Source organism: Mesorhizobium sp. WSM4840 (genome assembly GCF_055811755.1).
The window spans coordinates 235,523-252,030 of record NZ_JBVVQD010000005.1 but is presented as its reverse complement, the minus strand read 5'-3'; the positions used below and the strand labels follow the sequence as shown (position 1 = coordinate 252,030).

General features: G+C 62.1%; 16 protein-coding genes and 1 pseudogene. 5 read left to right on the top strand and 12 right to left on the bottom strand.

Annotated elements, in window-relative coordinates; translation table 11 throughout:
- Positions 1–37: 37 nt before the first annotated feature.
- From AC0L3I_RS10255 to AC0L3I_RS10215, 9 genes are all read right to left on the bottom strand, one after another.
- A complete protein-coding gene (locus AC0L3I_RS10255; RefSeq protein ID WP_473487070.1) occupies positions 38–1,189 on the bottom strand; it encodes a GGDEF domain-containing protein in 1,152 nt (383 codons plus the stop codon).
- Positions 1,190–1,285: 96 nt separating this feature from the next.
- Entirely contained in the window at positions 1,286–2,092 is an 807-nt protein-coding gene (locus AC0L3I_RS10250; RefSeq protein ID WP_473526801.1) for a DUF72 domain-containing protein, read from the bottom strand.
- A 27-nt stretch (positions 2,093–2,119) separates the two neighbouring features.
- A complete protein-coding gene (locus AC0L3I_RS10245) occupies positions 2,120–2,590 on the bottom strand; it encodes a GNAT family N-acetyltransferase (protein WP_473526800.1) in 471 nt (156 codons plus the stop codon).
- A gap of 34 nt (positions 2,591–2,624) precedes the next feature.
- Entirely contained in the window at positions 2,625–5,546 is a 2,922-nt protein-coding gene (uvrA, locus tag AC0L3I_RS10240; protein WP_473487067.1) for an excinuclease ABC subunit UvrA, read from the bottom strand.
- A 771-nt stretch (positions 5,547–6,317) separates the two neighbouring features.
- The gene (locus AC0L3I_RS10235; protein WP_473487066.1) at positions 6,318–6,575 is read right to left on the bottom strand and encodes a hypothetical protein; all 258 of its coding nucleotides are present in this window, start codon (positions 6,573–6,575) and stop codon (positions 6,318–6,320) included.
- A 125-nt stretch (positions 6,576–6,700) separates the two neighbouring features.
- Positions 6,701–7,306 (bottom strand): ATP-dependent Clp protease proteolytic subunit, encoded by a 606-nt coding sequence (locus AC0L3I_RS10230; RefSeq protein ID WP_473487065.1) that lies wholly within the window; start codon positions 7,304–7,306, stop codon positions 6,701–6,703.
- Between the two features lie 21 nt (positions 7,307–7,327).
- Positions 7,328–7,822, bottom strand: a complete 495-nt coding sequence (locus AC0L3I_RS10225) for an SRPBCC family protein (protein WP_473526799.1) — start codon at positions 7,820–7,822, stop codon at positions 7,328–7,330.
- Positions 7,819–8,133 (bottom strand): ArsR/SmtB family transcription factor, encoded by a 315-nt coding sequence (locus AC0L3I_RS10220; protein ID WP_473526798.1) that lies wholly within the window; start codon positions 8,131–8,133, stop codon positions 7,819–7,821. Before AC0L3I_RS10220 ends, AC0L3I_RS10225 begins: the two co-directional genes overlap by 4 nt.
- Before the next feature lie 75 nt (positions 8,134–8,208).
- Entirely contained in the window at positions 8,209–8,598 is a 390-nt protein-coding gene (locus AC0L3I_RS10215) for a cupin domain-containing protein (RefSeq protein WP_473526797.1), read from the bottom strand.
- A 219-nt stretch (positions 8,599–8,817) separates the two neighbouring features.
- Between AC0L3I_RS10215 and AC0L3I_RS10210 the strand changes: the two genes are divergently transcribed.
- From AC0L3I_RS10210 to AC0L3I_RS10200, 3 genes are all read left to right on the top strand, one after another.
- Positions 8,818–9,336, top strand: coding sequence for a single-stranded DNA-binding protein (locus tag AC0L3I_RS10210; protein WP_473487061.1), 519 nt, complete (start codon positions 8,818–8,820; stop codon positions 9,334–9,336).
- Between the two features lie 133 nt (positions 9,337–9,469).
- Positions 9,470–9,895, top strand: a complete 426-nt coding sequence (locus AC0L3I_RS10205) for an OsmC family protein (RefSeq protein WP_473487060.1) — start codon at positions 9,470–9,472, stop codon at positions 9,893–9,895.
- A gap of 72 nt (positions 9,896–9,967) precedes the next feature.
- Complete coding sequence (locus tag AC0L3I_RS10200; protein ID WP_473526796.1) at positions 9,968–10,717, top strand: hypothetical protein; 750 nt, start codon at positions 9,968–9,970, stop codon at positions 10,715–10,717.
- A 63-nt stretch (positions 10,718–10,780) separates the two neighbouring features.
- On the opposite strand, the pseudogene AC0L3I_RS10195 reads toward AC0L3I_RS10200, so the two are convergent.
- The 3 genes and pseudogenes from AC0L3I_RS10195 to AC0L3I_RS10185 all read right to left on the bottom strand — a co-directional run.
- Positions 10,781–11,080: pseudogene (locus tag AC0L3I_RS10195) on the bottom strand (transposase); the annotation flags it as partial.
- A gap of 146 nt (positions 11,081–11,226) precedes the next feature.
- The gene (locus AC0L3I_RS10190) at positions 11,227–11,859 is read right to left on the bottom strand and encodes a MarC family protein (protein WP_473487058.1); all 633 of its coding nucleotides are present in this window, start codon (positions 11,857–11,859) and stop codon (positions 11,227–11,229) included.
- Between the two features lie 77 nt (positions 11,860–11,936).
- Positions 11,937–12,473, bottom strand: coding sequence for a hypothetical protein (locus AC0L3I_RS10185; protein WP_473487057.1), 537 nt, complete (start codon positions 12,471–12,473; stop codon positions 11,937–11,939).
- 103 nt (positions 12,474–12,576) lie between these two features.
- On the opposite strand from AC0L3I_RS10185, the gene AC0L3I_RS10180 reads away from it, so the two are divergent.
- Together AC0L3I_RS10180 and gyrA are read left to right on the top strand one after the other, a co-directional pair.
- Positions 12,577–13,431, top strand: coding sequence for an AraC family transcriptional regulator (locus AC0L3I_RS10180; protein ID WP_473487056.1), 855 nt, complete (start codon positions 12,577–12,579; stop codon positions 13,429–13,431).
- Positions 13,432–13,623: 192 nt separating this feature from the next.
- Complete coding sequence (gene gyrA / locus AC0L3I_RS10175; protein ID WP_473487055.1) at positions 13,624–16,434, top strand: DNA gyrase subunit A; 2,811 nt, start codon at positions 13,624–13,626, stop codon at positions 16,432–16,434.
- Positions 16,435–16,508 lie beyond the last annotated feature (74 nt).

Below are 16,508 nucleotides of genomic sequence, written 5' to 3'. Positions count from 1 at the left end.
CTGACGGAAGGGGCGGATGCGCTATACCGCCACGCGGCTAACTTGCGCGTCGGAAGGTCGAGGCCGCGACGCGGTTGCGACCGCCACGCTTGGCGGCATAGAGCGCCTTGTCGGCGGCGCTGAGCACCTTGTCAAAGCTCATGCCGTCCTTGCTGCCGAAAGCGTATCCGGCGCTGACCGTACATGTCAGGGGACGGGTTTCGGTCTCGATGACACGCGCGGCGAAGGAGGTGCGTATACGCTCGGCGGTGAACTCCACCGCTTCGGGCAGGGTGCGCTTCAGAACCAGCGCGAATTCCTCTCCGCCCATGCGCGCGGCGACATCGGTCGGGCGAAGGTTCTCGACCAGGTCCTCGGCGAACACTCTCAACACCTGATCGCCCGTGGCGTGCCCGAACTCGTCGTTGATGACCTTGAAGCCGTCGAGGTCGAACATGACCACCGCCGTGAAAGCCCCGATCGGGGCGCCGCCATTGAGATCGAACAGCGCGCGGCGATTGAGCAGGCCGGTCAGCGGATCGGTCAGCGCGTTCAGACGGTGATATCGGGCCAGACGGCCCTGGTTGAGTGCCAGCGAAAGGGCGCCGATGCCGGTCATGCTGGCGATGACGACGACGAGGCTCAGATCCTCGGCCCAGTTGCTGGGCGCATGTCCGAGGACAAGCTTCCCATCCCATGCAAGAGCCATGGCGCACAGCACAAAGGAAATGCCGGTGGCCGAGTAGAGCACGGTAAGGCCGATGATCGGGACAGGAGTTTCAGCGCGCCCGACCCAGTACTGATAGGCCGTTGAAAACAGAATCAGGGCGGCAAGGAAATTTTCGAATATGAAGCCGAGCCCGTCATATCCGAGCGCCATCGGCGGCAGCGCCAGGGCAAGCGAGATGCAGCTGCCGAGCACCGTCAGCGGGATCGGCGACTGGCCTGACCTGAACTGGTAGGCGGCGCCCAGCATGGTCGAGAACCCAACCAGGAGCAAGGCGAAGGTCGCGATACCGAGGATGCGTCCGGGCGTCTCGATATAGTCCTCGTATATGAATACGTCGCCGACGACCAACAACGCGCTGATCGACCATGTCAGGAGAAACTTTTCAGTTCGCGCGGTTAGCCAGATGCCGAACAACGTCAGGCTCAGGCAGGCGGCGGAAAAACCGACAGCCAGCAGAAGTGAGTGGTAGTCGAGCGACATGCCCTAACCCGCGGCTGCCCCAGCTCCGCGAATTCATGCAGCAAGGAGGTATCGATAAGGTTACGACGGCTGTGAAGATGCCATGATTCGACGTTGTCAGCCGGTGACGCGCTTCATCAGCGCCATGGCGCCGAACGGCGCGCGGACCTTGCCCTCGGTGATGAAGTAGACGAACACATCGCGCGGTTTGACCGGTGCGTCGGTTGGCGGATCGGTGCGCGGCAGGTCGGCCGGCGCCTTGCCTTCCGCCCAGGTTTTTGCCCGTGCCGCCCATTCGTCGAGCGCCTTTGGCGTGTAGCAGTCGGGATTATCATCGCTGCCGGTCTGCAACCGGACATAGATGAAATCGCCGGTGATGTCGGCGATCCCAGGATATTTGGCGTGGTCGGCGTAGACGATCGCCACCTTGTATTTGCGCGCCAGGGCAGCGAATTCCGGCACGACGAAGCTGTCGTTGCGCACCTCCACCGCATGGCGCAGCGCAACGCCGTCCTGCTTTTCAGGCAAAAGCTTGAGGAAGGCCTCGAAATCGTCCGGATCGAACTTTTTGGTCGGCGCGAACTGCCACAGGATCGGCCCGAGCTTGTCGCCGAGTGCGGCGACGCCCGACCCCAGGAAGCGCATCATCGATTCACCGGCCTCGCCGAGCACGCGGCGGTTGGTGACGAAGCGGTTGCCTTTCAGCGAATAGACAAAACCGTCCGGCGCCTCGTTAGCCCATTTGACGAAGGTCGGCTCCTTGAAACTCGAATAATAGGTGCCGTTGACCTCGATGCTCGCCACCTGCCGGGTAGCGTAGTGCAGCTGTTTCGCCTTGGACAGCTTGTCCGGATAGAACGACGCGTCCCATGGCTCGAAGGTCCAGCCGCCCATGCCGGCGCGAATTGTTCCTGATTGAGTCACTGTCGTCCTCCCGTTTGCTGAAAAGGATCAGGCGATGGCCGTTGTCTGGGTGGCTTTAGCCATGTCGACGACCGTCGATCCTGGCCGGTATGGATTGGGCCGACGACCCGTTTCGTGAAAGCCATAGGCTTTGTAGAGCGCGATGTTTCGTTCCATCCTGGCGTTGGTGTAGAGCCGCACCTCGGGCAAATGCCACAGGCGCGTCTGTTCGTCCGCCCACTTGAGCAGTGCGATGCCGAAACCCTTGCCCTGGAAAGCAGGGCCGACGGCGACGGAGAAGATCATCGTGTGGTTTGGGTGCCGCTCGAGGACAATCAGTCCGGCCGGCTCGCCGCTGCTTTCCAGCAGCCGGACCTCGCCGCGTTCGATCCGCGGCGCATAGTCCTCGGTGACCGGGATCGGCGGCGCGCCCAGCAAGGCCGTGTAGGGCGCATAGGCGGCTTCGGTCAGCCGGACGATTGTGGCGAGATCCTCAGCAAGCGCTCTTCTGATCTTCATTTGAAGGTTCTTCCAAACGCCAGCCAGTCCTCACTCACTCCGCCGCTTCGCGCTTGCCTCCGGGCCGCCGCTCCAGCAATTCGCGCAGGAACTGGCCGGTGTAGCTGCGCTTCTCGCGGACGATGTCCTCCGGCGTGCCTGACGCCACCAGCTCGCCGCCGCCGTCGCCACCCTCGGGACCGAGGTCGAGCACCCAGTCGGCGGTTTTTATGACCTCGAGATTGTGCTCGATGACGACCACCGTGTTGCCCTGGTCGACCAGCTCGTGCAGCACTTCCAAGAGCTTGGCGACGTCGTGGAAATGCAGGCCGGTGGTCGGCTCGTCGAGGATGTAGAGCGTCTTGCCGGTCGCCTTGCGCGACAGTTCCTTGGCGAGCTTGATGCGCTGCGCCTCGCCGCCCGACAGCGTCGTCGCCTGCTGGCCGACATGGATGTAGCCGAGGCCGACCTGTTTCAGCGTCTCCAGCTTGTCGCGCACGCCGGGCACGGCGGCGAAGAAATCGACGCCCTCCTCGACCGTCATGTCGAGCACGTCGGCAATCGACTTGCCCTTGAACAGGACGTCGAGCGTTTCGCGGTTGTAGCGCTTGCCATGGCAGACGTCGCAGGTGACATAGACGTCGGGCAGGAAGTGCATCTCGATCTTGATGACACCGTCGCCCTGGCAGGCCTCGCAGCGGCCGCCCTTGACGTTGAACGAGAAGCGGCCCGGCTGATAGCCGCGCGCCTTGGATTCCGGCAAGCCGGCGAACCAGTCGCGGATCGGCGTAAAGGCGCCGGTATAGGTGGCGGGATTGGAACGCGGCGTCCGTCCGATCGGCGACTGGTCGATATCGATGACCTTGTCGAGAAATTCGAGGCCCTCGATGCGGTCATGATCGGCCGGATGCTCGCGCGAGCCCATGATGCGGCGCGACGCTGCTTTGAACAACGTCTCGATCAGGAAGGTCGACTTGCCGCCGCCGGAGACGCCGGTGACGGCGGTGAAGGTGCCGAGCGGGATTTCGGCGGTAACGTTCTTCAGATTGTTGCCACGCGCGCCGACGATCTTCAGGCGCCGGTTCTTCTTGGCCTCGCGCCGCACGGCCGGCGTCGCCACTTCGAGCTCGCCTGACAGATATTTGCCGGTGATCGAGGCGGGGCTCGCCATGATCTGCTGCGGCGTTCCCTGCGCGATGATGTGGCCGCCATGGATGCCGGCGGCCGGGCCGATATCAACGACATAGTCGGCATGCAGGATGGCGTCCTCGTCATGCTCGACGACGATCACCGTGTTGCCGATGTCGCGCAGATGCTTCAGCGTGTCGAGCAGGCGCGCGTTGTCGCGCTGATGCAGGCCGATCGACGGCTCGTCCAGCACATAGAGCACGCCGGTGAGGCCGGAGCCGATCTGCGAGGCCAGGCGAATGCGCTGGCTCTCGCCGCCCGACAGCGTGCCGGAATTGCGCGACAGCGTCAGGTAGTCGAGCCCGACATCGTTCAGGAAGCGCAGCCGCTCACGGATCTCCTTGAGCACGCGCACCGCGATCTCGTTCTGCTTGTCGCTGAGCGAAGCGGGCAGGGCGGTGAACCATTGGTCGGCCTTGCGGATCGACAGCTCGGTGACCTCGCCGATATGCTTGCCGGCGATCTTCACCGCAAGCGCTTCCGGCTTCAGCCGGTAGCCGCGGCAGGCCGGGCAAGGCGTGGCCGACATGAAGCGCTCGATCTCCTCGCGCATCCAGGCCGATTCGGTTTCCTTCCAGCGCCGCTCGAGATTGGGAATGACCCCCTCGAAGGTTTTCGTCGTCTTGTAGGAGCGCAGGCCGTCATCATACTGGAAAGTGACCTCGCGCTCGCCGGTGCCATGCAGGATGGCTTGCTTTGCCTCTTCGGTCAGGTCCCGGAACTTGTCGCCGAGCTTGAAGCCATAGGCCTTGCCCAGCGCCTCCAGCGTCTGCACGTAATAGGGGGAGGTCGATTTCGCCCATGGGCTGACGGCGCCCGCACGCAGGGACAAATTGTCGTCGGGCACGATCAGACTGGCGTCGATGGCGCGCTGGCTGCCGAGGCCGTCGCAGGTCGGGCAGGCGCCGAACGGGTTGTTGAAGGAGAACAGCCGCGGCTCGATCTCAGGAATGGTGAAGCCGGACACCGGGCAGGCGAACTTTTCCGAGAACAGAATACGTTCGTGCGTCTCGTTCTTCGACTTGTTGACCGAATCCTCGCCGGTCTGGCTGGCGTCGAGCGGCCGGTCGGCGAATTCGGCCACCGCCAGCCCGTCGGCGAGCTTCAGCGCGGTCTCGATGGAATCGGCAAGCCGCGTCGCCAGATCGCCGCGCACCACGATGCGGTCGACGACGACGTCGAGATCATGCTTGTATTTCTTGTCCAGCGCCGGCACGTCGGCGATTTCGTAAAAGACACCATCGACCTTCACGCGCTGAAAACCCTTTTTCTGCAGTTCCAGCAGTTCCTTGCGGTATTCGCCTTTGCGCCCTCGCACCATCGGCGCCAGGATGAACAGACGAGTGCCTTCCTCGACCGCCAACACGCGGTCGACCATCTGCGACACCGTCTGGCTCTCGATCGGCAGGCCGGTGGCCGGCGAATAAGGGATGCCGACGCGCGCGAACAGCAGCCGCATATAGTCGTAGATCTCGGTGACGGTCCCGACCGTCGAGCGTGGGTTCTTCGAAGTGGTCTTCTGCTCGATTGAGATGGCCGGCGACAGGCCGTCGATCTGGTCGACGTCAGGCTTCTGCATCATTTCGAGGAATTGCCGCGCATAGGCCGACAGGCTCTCGACATAGCGGCGCTGGCCTTCGGCATAGATGGTGTCGAAGGCGAGCGACGACTTGCCGGACCCCGACAGGCCGGTCATGACGATCAGGCTGTCACGCGGCAAGTCGAGATCGACATTCTTCAGATTGTGTTCGCGCGCCCCGCGAATGGAAAGATATTTATGGTCGGCCATCGCCGGTCGCCGCCTCAGATCTGGAATCTCATGGGATGGCGGGTTGTCCCGACCATCCCCTATGTAGGTAATTTCGTCACCTTTTCGAGAGACGCCACAACTCTCGACCAGAGCCTTTAACCGTCTTTCGCGCGGGCGAGCAAGCGGAAAGAACAAAGGCCGAACACGCTCCTGACAAAAGCGCCCAGGTAATCCACGGCCGACGCCGGGCTGCTCAAAACGGATGCAAATTTCGGATTCGCCACACAAGCGATCACATTTTTTGTAATCGGCTATCCAACGGTTGACGTCTCAGCCTCTGAGAGTCAGACTCCAAACGTCAACCGAAGCCGGCCGTCTTTTGATGGCCGCGCCACCCAAGGTGGCCTGCGAGACGCCGCGGGCTTTTGCGATATGTGCTTCGGACGACACCGGTCGCAATGGACAGAAAAGGAGAGCAGAGGAATGACTCCACCGGACAGTCCCTTGAGGCTCCACGTGTCGCTGGAGCCGCGGCAGGCATAAGTGCCAGGGCCAGGCGTTTGCGCCGCCCGACAAACCGTGATCTGCCGATCCCCATTAAAATCAGAGACTACTAGTCGGATCGTCGGCTGAACGCCGCGAAGCATCCGAAATCAAAGGCCGGCAGTGTACTCCCGGCAAGTTTGGATTTTAGATCCAAAAAAAGCCCCGACCGTTTGCGGAAGCAGCGGCGGGGCTGTTCATTTCAGATGGCCGCAGCGCACGAGTGCCTTGAGATTTGTGGCAACGATGAAGGCCGATGGACCTGTCCTACCGCCGGGGGGCATTGATCGTGCCGGCGCCGACATCGAAGGTTATGCTGCCGGAAATCCTGACATCGGTATCGCCGATCTTGAACTGGCCGTTGCTGGGCACGGCGTCGTCGGGTTCGGGAGCCGGCCTGGCGACGCGATAGTCGCCGGCCACGCCTGGCAGCGTGCCTTCGTGGGGCGGCGTTGAATTGTCTTCGGCGAGCGCTGCGCCGGAGGTCATGGCCGCGACGGCGATGCCGATGATCAGTCGGTTCAAGCAAGTGCGTGAAATCCTAGACATCGGCGGACTGTATCGCCGCACACTGGCCGAAGCCAGACCGGTGGCGATCAAACTTGCCGAACGGCTTGGCTGTTATCGCTCATGGCGTTCGGCCACCCCTTTCACGCCGCCTGTTTGCGCGTGTCAAAAACATGGTCGACAAGCCCCCAGGTCTTTGCCTCCTCGGCGGTCATGAAATGGTCGCGGTCGAGCGTGCGTTCGACCTCTTCGAAGGTGCGACCGCAGTGGTGCGCGTAAAGCTCGGTCATGCGCCGCTTAGTCCTGAGGATGCCTTCGGCGTGGCGCTGGATGTCGGAGGCCTGGCCCTGGAAACCGCCTGACGGCTGGTGCAGCAGGATGCTGGTGTTGGGCAGCGCGATGCGCCGGCCCGGCGTGCCCGCCATCAGCAGGAAAGAGGCCATCGAGGCGGCAAAGCCCATGCAGACGGTCGATACCGGACTGCGTATATACTGCATCGTGTCGTAGATGGCGAAACCGCTGGTCACCACGCCGCCCGGCGAGTTGATGTAGAGCGAAATCTCCTTGTCGGGATTGTCGGATTCCAGCGACAGAAGCTGGGCACAGACCAGCGCCGACACATTGTCATCGATCGGACCGTTGATGAAGACGATGCGCTCGCGCAGCAGCCGCGAAAAAATGTCGAAGGCGCGTTCGCCGCGGCTCGACTGCTCGATCACCATCGGCACCAGGTTGGCAAAACCGCTCATCGCTTTTCTCCGTTGTGTCGTTCAGGCCGCGCGCAGGGAGAGGCGAGGCGTGTTTGCGGCTATGATCTGTCTGGGGCTGTGTGCGTTGAGCGAAACCCGGCAACCGGCGCCTGCAACCGCAGGCGTAGCTACCCGCGCAAATCCATCGTGGACGATGCGCAGATGCGTGCCGCCCGACAGGGTGCGGTCGAGCGTGAAGGTGACAATGCTATCCATTGGGTTGTCCAGCGGGCTGGTGAGCGGATCCGCTGTGTTGCCAGGCGCCGGCCGCTCCCGCCAGGAATAACGCAGCAGGCGTTCGGGCTCGGCGTCGAGGATTTCGCACTCGATCTGACTATCAGCCTTAGCAAAGGCAAAGCGGCCGCCGATCTCCGGCTTGATGTCGTTCGGCATCATCCAGGCTGCAAGCAGGTCCGGCACCGTCAGCGCCCGCCACACTTTTTCCGGCGGCTCTGGAAGCTCGCACTCAAACTCGATCGAATCTGCCGCCATGTCTGAATGCTGTTTTGCCGTCATTGGTCCATATCCTTCAAAACCGCCTTGAGTCTTTCGATACGCTCGGGCCAGAACGCGCGGTAGCGCTCGATCCAACCGAGCAGCGGGTCGAGCCCTTGCGGATCGGCGCGATAATAAGCGTTGCGGCCGACTCGCCGCTCGGCCACCAGGCCGGCGCCGCGCAGCACTGCGAGATGCTGCGAGACGGCCGGTTGCGACACGGTCATGCCGCTGCGCAGTTCCGATACGGTCATCTCGCCGGCGGCGAGCCGTTCGTAGACGGCGCGGCGCGTCGGGTCGGAAAGCGCTCGAAAAATCTCTGCTTCGATCATGGCAGAAGCATAAGTCGACACTTATTGGTTTGGCAAGCGGTGTTTTAGGCTGGCGGTGTTTTAGGCAGGCGCTTTTTACAGGCTCGTTAGAAGCCAGCGTCTCACCATCTCGGGGGACCCGTCGAACGTCGCCTCGAAAATTGGTGACGCGAGCACGGCATGGATATGAAGCGTTTCGGAGCCGGCGTTTCGGAAGCCATGTTTCCTGTGCGCGGGAACAACAAGGGACTGCCCGGGAGTCAAGACGATACTCTCCTCATCGATCCACATTTCAGCCTTGCCAGCGATCACAGTAAGCACTTCCTCGACCGGGTGCCAATGTGCCGGGGCGCCAACCGCGGGCTCGACCCATTGTTCAAATATGCAAAGTTGAGTTGCGCCGTTGCGGGCCGAGACGTGCATGCGGGTTTGTACTCCCGCTCGCCACTCTTCTTGCGGCTGGTCCTCATGTACAACTCTCTTCATTGTGTTCAACCTTCGATCCCGGCGGCCAGATATCGTGGAATTTCCAGGCCCAAGATACTACTTGTTGCTGACATTCCTTGACAGTAGAGATTAATGAGCCTAGGAACGAAAAGAGAACAAAAACCTTGTGGGAAAAGCCAGCCACGGCAGGCAGGGATTGTCCGCAGTCTATAAGGTGAGCGACAGAAATTTTGTTTCGGATGAGCGCGGAGAAGTATCATGGCGGGTAGCGTCAACAAGGTCATTCTGGTGGGCAATCTCGGGGCGGATCCGGAAATCCGCCGTTTGAATTCGGGTGAGCCGGTCGTCAATATCCGCGTCGCCACTTCGGAAAGCTGGCGCGACAAGACTTCCGGCGAGCGCAAGGAGAAGACCGAGTGGCACAATGTCGTCATCTTCAACGAGCAGCTCGCCAAGGTCGCCGAGCAGTATCTGAAGAAGGGTGCGAAGGTTTATGTCGAGGGCCAGTTGCAGACGCGCAAATGGCAGGACCAGACCGGCAATGACCGCTACACGACCGAAATCGTGCTGCAGAAATTCCGTGGCGAGCTGCAGATGCTCGACGCACGCGGGCAGGGCGAGGGCGGTCAGGTCGGCAGCTATGCCGGTGGCGGCAGCAGCCGCGGTTCCGATTTCGGCCAGTCCGGCCCGGGCGAGAGTTTCAATCGTGGCGTCGGTGGCGGCAACAAGGGTGGCGGCGGTTCGTCGCGCGAACTAGACGACGAAATTCCGTTCTGATCGCTCGGAGCGAGCGGCTCTGCGCGAGCTGACAACGCCACTATTTGAGGCCACGCATTGGCGTCCCGAAAATCTGTCTTGGATTTTCGGGACGTTGTGCGTTTGAGTAGTGCGCGGTGAAAGGACGTATCAGATGAAAGCACGGGTCAAATGGGTCGAGGAGCGCACTTTCGTCGGCGAGTCCGGCAGCGGTCACAAGGTGGTACTGGGGACTGCGTTCGGACCGGAAGGCAAGACGCCGGGGCCGAGCCCGATGGAGCTGGTGCTGCTCGGCACTGGCGGCTGCTCGGCCTATGATGTGGTCCACATCCTCGAAAAGGGGCGCGAGGCGGTCGAAGACTGCGTGGTCGAACTCGACGCCGACCGGGCGGAGAAGGAACCCAGGGTGTTCACCCGCATCCATATGCATTTCATCATCAAGGGCCGCGCGCTCTCGCCCGACAAGGTGAAACGGGCGATCGATCTTTCGATCGAAAAATACTGCTCAGCGACCGCGATGATGGCCAAGACCGCCACCGTCACGCATGATTTCGAGGTTGTGGATACAGCGGCGAAGTAACCGAATAATAAGGGCTGAATATTTAGACTTTCCCGTGGCGTCGTCATTTTTGCAGTCCGGAGTTTATGTTTAATGTCGCTGACCAGTCTGGCGAAGTTTGTATTCGGACGTTCAGCGGAGAGAAAAAGTAAAAAATCGCTCTATCGACTGTTGGTCGCCGAAATAATTTTGCGGACGATACGGCATGGCCCGCAAGATGAAAAAGGGAATTACGTCGAAGCTAAGAGTACGGAAGTGAAGGAACTGTACCGCGCGGGACGTGTTTTCAGTCACAGCCTCATATCGGTTTACGAGCAAGCGTCCGGATTGCTCTGGACGCTGGGAGTCGCCGAACCGGTGAGGCTGGTGAAGGGGCAATGGCACTCTGGATACGATGATCGTAGTTTTCCAGCATTCTTCAGGCTTCGTCATGATATTCGGCGCAGCACCAACATCGCCGCAACCTATTCGGAATATTCGTTTTCGTCATTGAACTATGTCCTACGAACCTATCTCGACCTCGTGTGGGAAAGCGAACATTGGCGTTCTCAGATGGAACCTATCATTGACGCCCTGGAGGCCAGAGTCGACCTTGAGCATATACAGGTACTAGCTAATTCATCCAGCACCGCCCGGTCACTGCCTGTCGTCCTTGTGAAACAAGCACCAGCCATTGCACAGCTACTCGCGCGATTGGGGTATCTCGAACGCAAACAAGGTTTTCCAGGTTGGACCGAAACCGCACGGCCGGCTCTTGGCGGCAATTGGTTTGACCTGCAGGGCGGGCCGGTTGAATCCGAGAATGGCCGGCCTATGCCCCGGCTTCGGGTCGTGGACTCATAAACCCGACGCCAGAGCCGGATGGCCGCGAGCTTAACGAAGACGAGGAAGTTAGCGGCGTGTTTCTCATCCGGTTGAAGAACAGTTCGCCCTGGTTTCGGTGGCGATAGGTACGGGCTGAAGCAGATTGGACCACGCCGGTGCCGACGGGGCGGGATGTTCGCCCAGCCTCCACGTGAACTCACGAAATGTTCGTATCTCGGTCGCGTCGTAAGCCTTGTCGGCGAGAACCATCCCGCCGCGCGGTAAGCTTTCAAGCAGAGCGCGTGCGACCAGGCTATCGTGCTGCTGACCGCCGGTGATTGAGACGTGGAGCGGTAGGCCATTCGCGTCGACCACGGCGTGGATTTTGGTCGTCAGCCCTCCGCGGGAGCGTCCAAGGTCTTCGCCGGAGCCATTCTGATCCTAAGGGGCGATTGGGCAAAGGGCATGGGCAGTCAATGAAACGGGCTAGCCGGTCATCGTTCATCGACTGATACAACCCTAAACTAAACGCGTTGTTGTTCGTCGGTTCAGGGAGCCGCCATTAACGCCTTGACGCCGTCGGCGACGAACTGCACGGCGAGTGCCGCCAGGATGACGCCCAGCAGCCGTGTCAGGATCGAGCGGCCGGTCTGGCCGAGGATACGGTCGATGCGCTCGGCCAGCACGAATACCAGGTAAGTGATCACAAGGCAGATCGCGATGATGCCGACAAGGGCTGCCTGCGCGCCAAAACCTGGAAAAGCGCCGGACAGCAGGACGGTCGCCGAGATCGCGCCCGGACCGGCGATCAGCGGGATCGCCAGCGGAAAGGCGGCGATGTTGTGAATCATGTCCTTGGTGATGGCGACATCGCCGATCTTCTCCTTGCGGTCCTGCCGGCGCTCGAACACCATTTCGAAGGCGATGAAGAACAGCAGGAACCCGCCGGCGACGCGGAACGCCGGCAGCGTGATGCCGAACACCGACAGGATCGATGCGCCGGCGATTGCGAACAGCGCCATCACCAGGAACGCGATGATCGAGGCGCGCACGGAGACCTGGTTGCGCTCCTCGCGGTTCATGCCGCGCGTCACAGCGAGGAAGAGCGGCGCCAGCCCAGGCGGGTCGATGGTCACGAGAATGGTGACGAAGGCGTTGAACAGGCTGTCGAAGCTCGGCATCTCTGACCCTCCCCGCCGGGCCGTGCCCGAGACCCTGCATTGGTAGAGCAAAGCGGCGTCAGGGGAAACCGTGCAGGTCAGGTGCTGGCGACGCGCCGCGCCAGGAACTCGACTTCGAGCCGCCACGTCGCGCCGTCGTCCTGCGAGCGTTCGCCCAGCCAGCGGAACGAATTTTCGGTGATGCGGGAAAAGCTCCAGCGTACCGAGGCGCCGGTGCCGTCAGCGCCTTGCTGGACGATGGTGTCGCCCTCGGCGTGGCCGAGCTGGCGGCTGTAATACTGGGTGCGCGGATCGCTCCAGAAGATGTGCCAGGCGTCGACGCCGGGGTCATAGACGCGCAGTGTCGTGCCATAGAAAGTCCATTTGCCGAGGGAACTCTGTGCGCCAGTGTTCCGCGCGGGCAGGATCCATACGTCCTGGATCGCGCGGCCTTCGAGCACCCAGCCGAAATGCACCTCGCCGCGCCCGGTCAGCACCTGGCCGTCTTCGAGATGACGCGTGGCGTCGAATGTCCAGGCGCCGACGAAGCGGCCGTAAAGATCCAGTTTCTCGGCAAGGTTCGCGGCTGGCCCGTCGCTATGCAAGGCTTCGGCAAAGGAGGATGAATTGAACATGGTTGTGGTCTCTTCTTGTCAGGAGCCCCATCTTGTCAGGAGAATGGGATGAATACGCCGCGCTAGGCTTCTTGCGCTTGGGAAAAATTGCTATGTTTCGGCCATGACGACGAGCGTGCATACACTGGCGTCCGGAAAAGGCTGGCAGGTGTCGGACGTGGTCTGCACTGCCGGCGTCGCTGATCGCCCGTTCGAGGAAGAGCATCGCAACTTCTGCGTCGCCGTGGTGACCAATGGCACATTCCGCTACCGCGCACGCCAGGGCACGGCGATGCTGACGCCGGGCGCGCTTCTGCTCGGCAACCCTGGCACTTGCTACGAGTGTGGGCACGAGCATGGCGCCGGCGACCGCTGCCTCTCCTATCATTTCAGCCCGGCCTATATGGAACAGATCGTCGCCGACACGCCGGGCACGAAGAAGCTGGCCTTCGAGACGCCGCGGCTGCCGCCGTTACCGGCGCTGGCACCGCTGCTGGCCGAGGCGGAAGCCGCACGCGAGATGGCCGACATCGAGGCGTTCGAGGAACTCGCTTTGCGCATTGCCGGCGCAGCCGTTGCCTCCGGCGTCACGCCTGCTGCCCGGGTGCCGAGCCGCCGTGACCAGAAACGTGTCGCGGAGGCGGTGCGGCGCATTGAGCTGGATGCCGACCGGCCGGTCTCGCTTGCCGAGCTTGCAAGCGAGACGGCGACTAGCCCCTACCATTTCCTGCGCACCTTCCGACACGTCGCGGGCATGGCGCCCTACCAGTTCCTGCTGAAAACCCGGCTGCACAGGGCAGCGGTGCGGCTGCGCATGTCGGACGAGCCAATCTCGACGATCGCCTTCGAGGCCGGGTTCAACGATTTGTCGACCTTCAACCGTCGTTTCCGGCGCGTGATGGGGGTGGCGCCCGGCGCCTATCGGCTCCAGCGGCGAGGCGATAAAGCGCTGAACGCATCTGCCGTTACGGCTTTGTGAAGCAAAATTGGCCTGACAATGAGCTTTGCCGCGACAGCCACGAAAAAGCGCCTCGGCCATATCGTCGCAATCAGTGATATCCTTTTGAAATCACCACAAAAATCGCCACTGGAAAACTGCCGCGGACATTGGAGTTTCGACCCGGCTTCCTATATAAGCACCGAGTGATTCCCGATTAGATTGTGACCTGATTTGACCGACCAGAAGACACCGCGCGGGGCCGACGGCGGCCCGACCGGCATCGAGCCGATATCCATCATCGAGGAGATGCAGCGCTCCTACCTCGATTACGCCATGAGCGTGATCGTCAGCCGTGCGCTGCCCGACGTGCGAGACGGGCTGAAGCCGGTGCATCGCCGCATCCTCTATGCCGCGCATGAGAGCGGCTACCACTGGAATCGCAAATATGTGAAGTCGGCGCGCCCGGTCGCCGACGTGATGGGCAAATACCATCCGCATGGCGACGCCTCGATCTACGACGCCTTGGTGCGCATGGCGCAGGATTGGTCGCTGCGCGTGCCGCTGATCGACGGGCAGGGCAATTTCGGCTCGATCGACGGTGATCCGCCGGCGGCGATGCGTTACACCGAATCGCGCCTGACCAAGGTCGCGCATGAGTTGCTGGAAGACATCGACAAGGACACCGTCGATTTCCAGGACACTTATGATGCGTCCGGCAGTGAACCGAAAGTCCTGCCGGCGCGCTTTCCAAATCTGTTGGTCAACGGCTCCGGCGGTATCGCCGTCGGCATGGCCACCAACATCCCGCCGCACAATCTGGGCGAGGTCTGCAACGGCGCCATCGCCCTCATCGACAATCCGGCGATCGATCTGCCGGCGCTGATGGAGATCATTCCGGGGCCGGATTTCCCGACCGGCGGCATCGTGCTCGGCCGCTCCGGCATCTACAGCGCCTATTCGACCGGCCGCGGTTCCATCGTCATGCGCGGGCGCGTCAACGTCGAGGCGCGTGGCAACGACCGTGAATCGATCGTCATCACCGAGGTTCCCTACCAGGTGAACAAGTCGTCGATGATCGAGAAGATGGCCGAGCTTGTGCGCGACAAGCGCATCGAGGGCATTTCCGACATTCGCGACGAGAGCGACCGCCAGGGCTACCGCGTCGTCATCGAACTGAAGCGCGATGCGGTCGCCGACGTCATCCTCAACCAGCTCTACCGGTTTACGCCGCTGCAGACGTCGTTCGGCGCCAATATGGTGGCGCTGAACGGCGGCAAGCCGGAATTGCTGACGCTGACCGACATGCTGAAGGCGTTCGTCGCCTTCCGCGAGGACGTGATCAGCCGGCGCACGAAATTCCTGCTGCGCAAGGCGCGCGACCGCGCCCATGTGCTGGTTGGCCTTGCCATTGCCGTTGCCAATATCGACGAGGTCATCAAGCTGATCCGCAGCGCCCCGGACCCGCAAACGGCGCGCGAGCAGTTGATGGAGCGGCGCTGGCCCTCGGGCGACGTCGAATCGCTGATCCTGCTGATCGACGATCCGCGCCACCGCATCAATGAGGACGGCACCTACAATCTGTCCGAGGAACAGGCCCGCGCCATCCTCGAACTGCGCCTGCAGCGGCTGACCGCGCTCGGCCGCGACGAAATCGCCGACGAGTTGAACACGATAGGCGACGAGATCAAGGATTACCTGGACATCCTGTCGTCCCGAGCCCGCATTCAGCAGATCGTCAAGGACGAGCTTGCCGCCGTGCGCGACGAGTTCGGCACGCCGCGCCGCACCGAACTCTCAGAGGGCGGGGCTGATATGGAAGACGAGGACCTGATCCAGCGCGAGGACATGGTCGTGACGGTCAGCCATTCCGGCTACATCAAGCGTGTGCCGCTGTCGCTCTACCGGGCACAGCGCCGCGGCGGCAAGGGCCGCTCCGGCATGTCGACCAAGGAAGAGGATTTCGTCACCCGGCTGTTCGTCGCCAACACCCACACGCCGGTGCTGTTCTTCTCCTCGCGTGGCATCGTCTACAAGGAAAAGGTCTGGCGCCTGCCGATCGGCAATCCGCAGTCGCGCGGCAAGGCGCTGATCAACATGCTGCCGCTGGAGCAGGGCGAACGCATCACCACCATCATGCCGCTGCCCGAGGACGAGACCAGCTGGGGCGAGCTCGACGTGATGTTCGCCACGACGCGCGGCACGGTGCGCCGCAACAAGCTGTCGGACTTCGTCCAGGTCAACCGCAACGGCAAGATCGCCATGAAGCTGGAAGAGGAAGGCGACGAGATTCTCGGCGTCGAGACCTGCACCGATAATGACGACGTGCTTCTGACCGCAAGCTCCGGCCAGTGCATCCGCTTCTCGGTCAGCGACGTGCGCGTCTTCCAGAGCCGCAACTCGGTCGGCGTGCGCGGCATCGCCATGGCTGCCACCGACCGGGTGATCTCGATGGCGGTGATCGAACATGTCGAGGCGCCGCCGGCCGAGCGCGCCGCCTATCTCAAGCGGGTGGCGGCCGAAAGGCGGCTCGCCGCCGGCATTGCGGCGGGCGAGGACGAAGATATCCAGCTCACCAATGAGGAGGTCGGCGAGGAGACGGAGCTTTCCGACGAGCGCTACGAATTCCTCAAGGAACACGAGCAGTTCGTGCTGACGGTGACGGAATATGGCTACGGCAAGCGTTCGTCTTCCTATGATTTCCGCCTCACAGGGCGCGGCGGCAAGGGCATCCGCGCCACCGATGTGTCGAAAGTGGCTGAGATCGGCCGCCTGGTGGCGACTTTCCCGGTAGGCAACGACGATCAGATCATGCTTGTCTCGGACGGCGGCACCGTCATCCGCGTGCCGGTCAACGGCATTCGTTTCGCCAGCCGCGCCACCAAGGGCGTGACCATCTTCAACACGGCTGACGGCGAGAAGGTCGTTTCGGTGGAGCGGATAACGGAACCGCAATCAGACGAGGAAGCCGAAGAGAGCGTCGACGGCGACGCAACTCTGGATATCGGTACTGAAGGCGCTGGCCCGGAGAACAACGCCGACTAAGCCTTGATTGGGGTGTGCCGGCCCGTGGGTCCGGCGCCGTCAACAAGGTCCGGCGCCGTCAACAAAAAGCGGCC

Coding starts and splice junctions, on each gene's coding strand:
- AC0L3I_RS10255 (WP_473487070.1), bottom strand. CDS start 1,189: ATGTCGCTCGACTACCACTCACTTCTGCTGGCTGTCGGTTTTTCCGCC.
- AC0L3I_RS10245 (WP_473526800.1), bottom strand. CDS start 2,590: ATGAAGATCAGAAGAGCGCTTGCTGAGGATCTCGCCACAATCGTCCGG.
- uvrA (WP_473487067.1), bottom strand. CDS start 5,546: ATGGCCGACCATAAATATCTTTCCATTCGCGGGGCGCGCGAACACAAT.
- AC0L3I_RS10230 (WP_473487065.1), bottom strand. CDS start 7,306: ATGAGCGGTTTTGCCAACCTGGTGCCGATGGTGATCGAGCAGTCGAGC.
- AC0L3I_RS10225 (WP_473526799.1), bottom strand. CDS start 7,822: ATGACGGCAAAACAGCATTCAGACATGGCGGCAGATTCGATCGAGTTT.
- AC0L3I_RS10220 (WP_473526798.1), bottom strand. CDS start 8,133: ATGATCGAAGCAGAGATTTTTCGAGCGCTTTCCGACCCGACGCGCCGC.
- AC0L3I_RS10215 (WP_473526797.1), bottom strand. CDS start 8,598: ATGAAGAGAGTTGTACATGAGGACCAGCCGCAAGAAGAGTGGCGAGCG.
- AC0L3I_RS10210 (WP_473487061.1), top strand. CDS start 8,818: ATGGCGGGTAGCGTCAACAAGGTCATTCTGGTGGGCAATCTCGGGGCG.
- AC0L3I_RS10205 (WP_473487060.1), top strand. CDS start 9,470: ATGAAAGCACGGGTCAAATGGGTCGAGGAGCGCACTTTCGTCGGCGAG.
- AC0L3I_RS10200 (WP_473526796.1), top strand. CDS start 9,968: ATGTCGCTGACCAGTCTGGCGAAGTTTGTATTCGGACGTTCAGCGGAG.
- AC0L3I_RS10190 (WP_473487058.1), bottom strand. CDS start 11,859: ATGCCGAGCTTCGACAGCCTGTTCAACGCCTTCGTCACCATTCTCGTG.
- AC0L3I_RS10185 (WP_473487057.1), bottom strand. CDS start 12,473: ATGTTCAATTCATCCTCCTTTGCCGAAGCCTTGCATAGCGACGGGCCA.
- AC0L3I_RS10180 (WP_473487056.1), top strand. CDS start 12,577: ATGACGACGAGCGTGCATACACTGGCGTCCGGAAAAGGCTGGCAGGTG.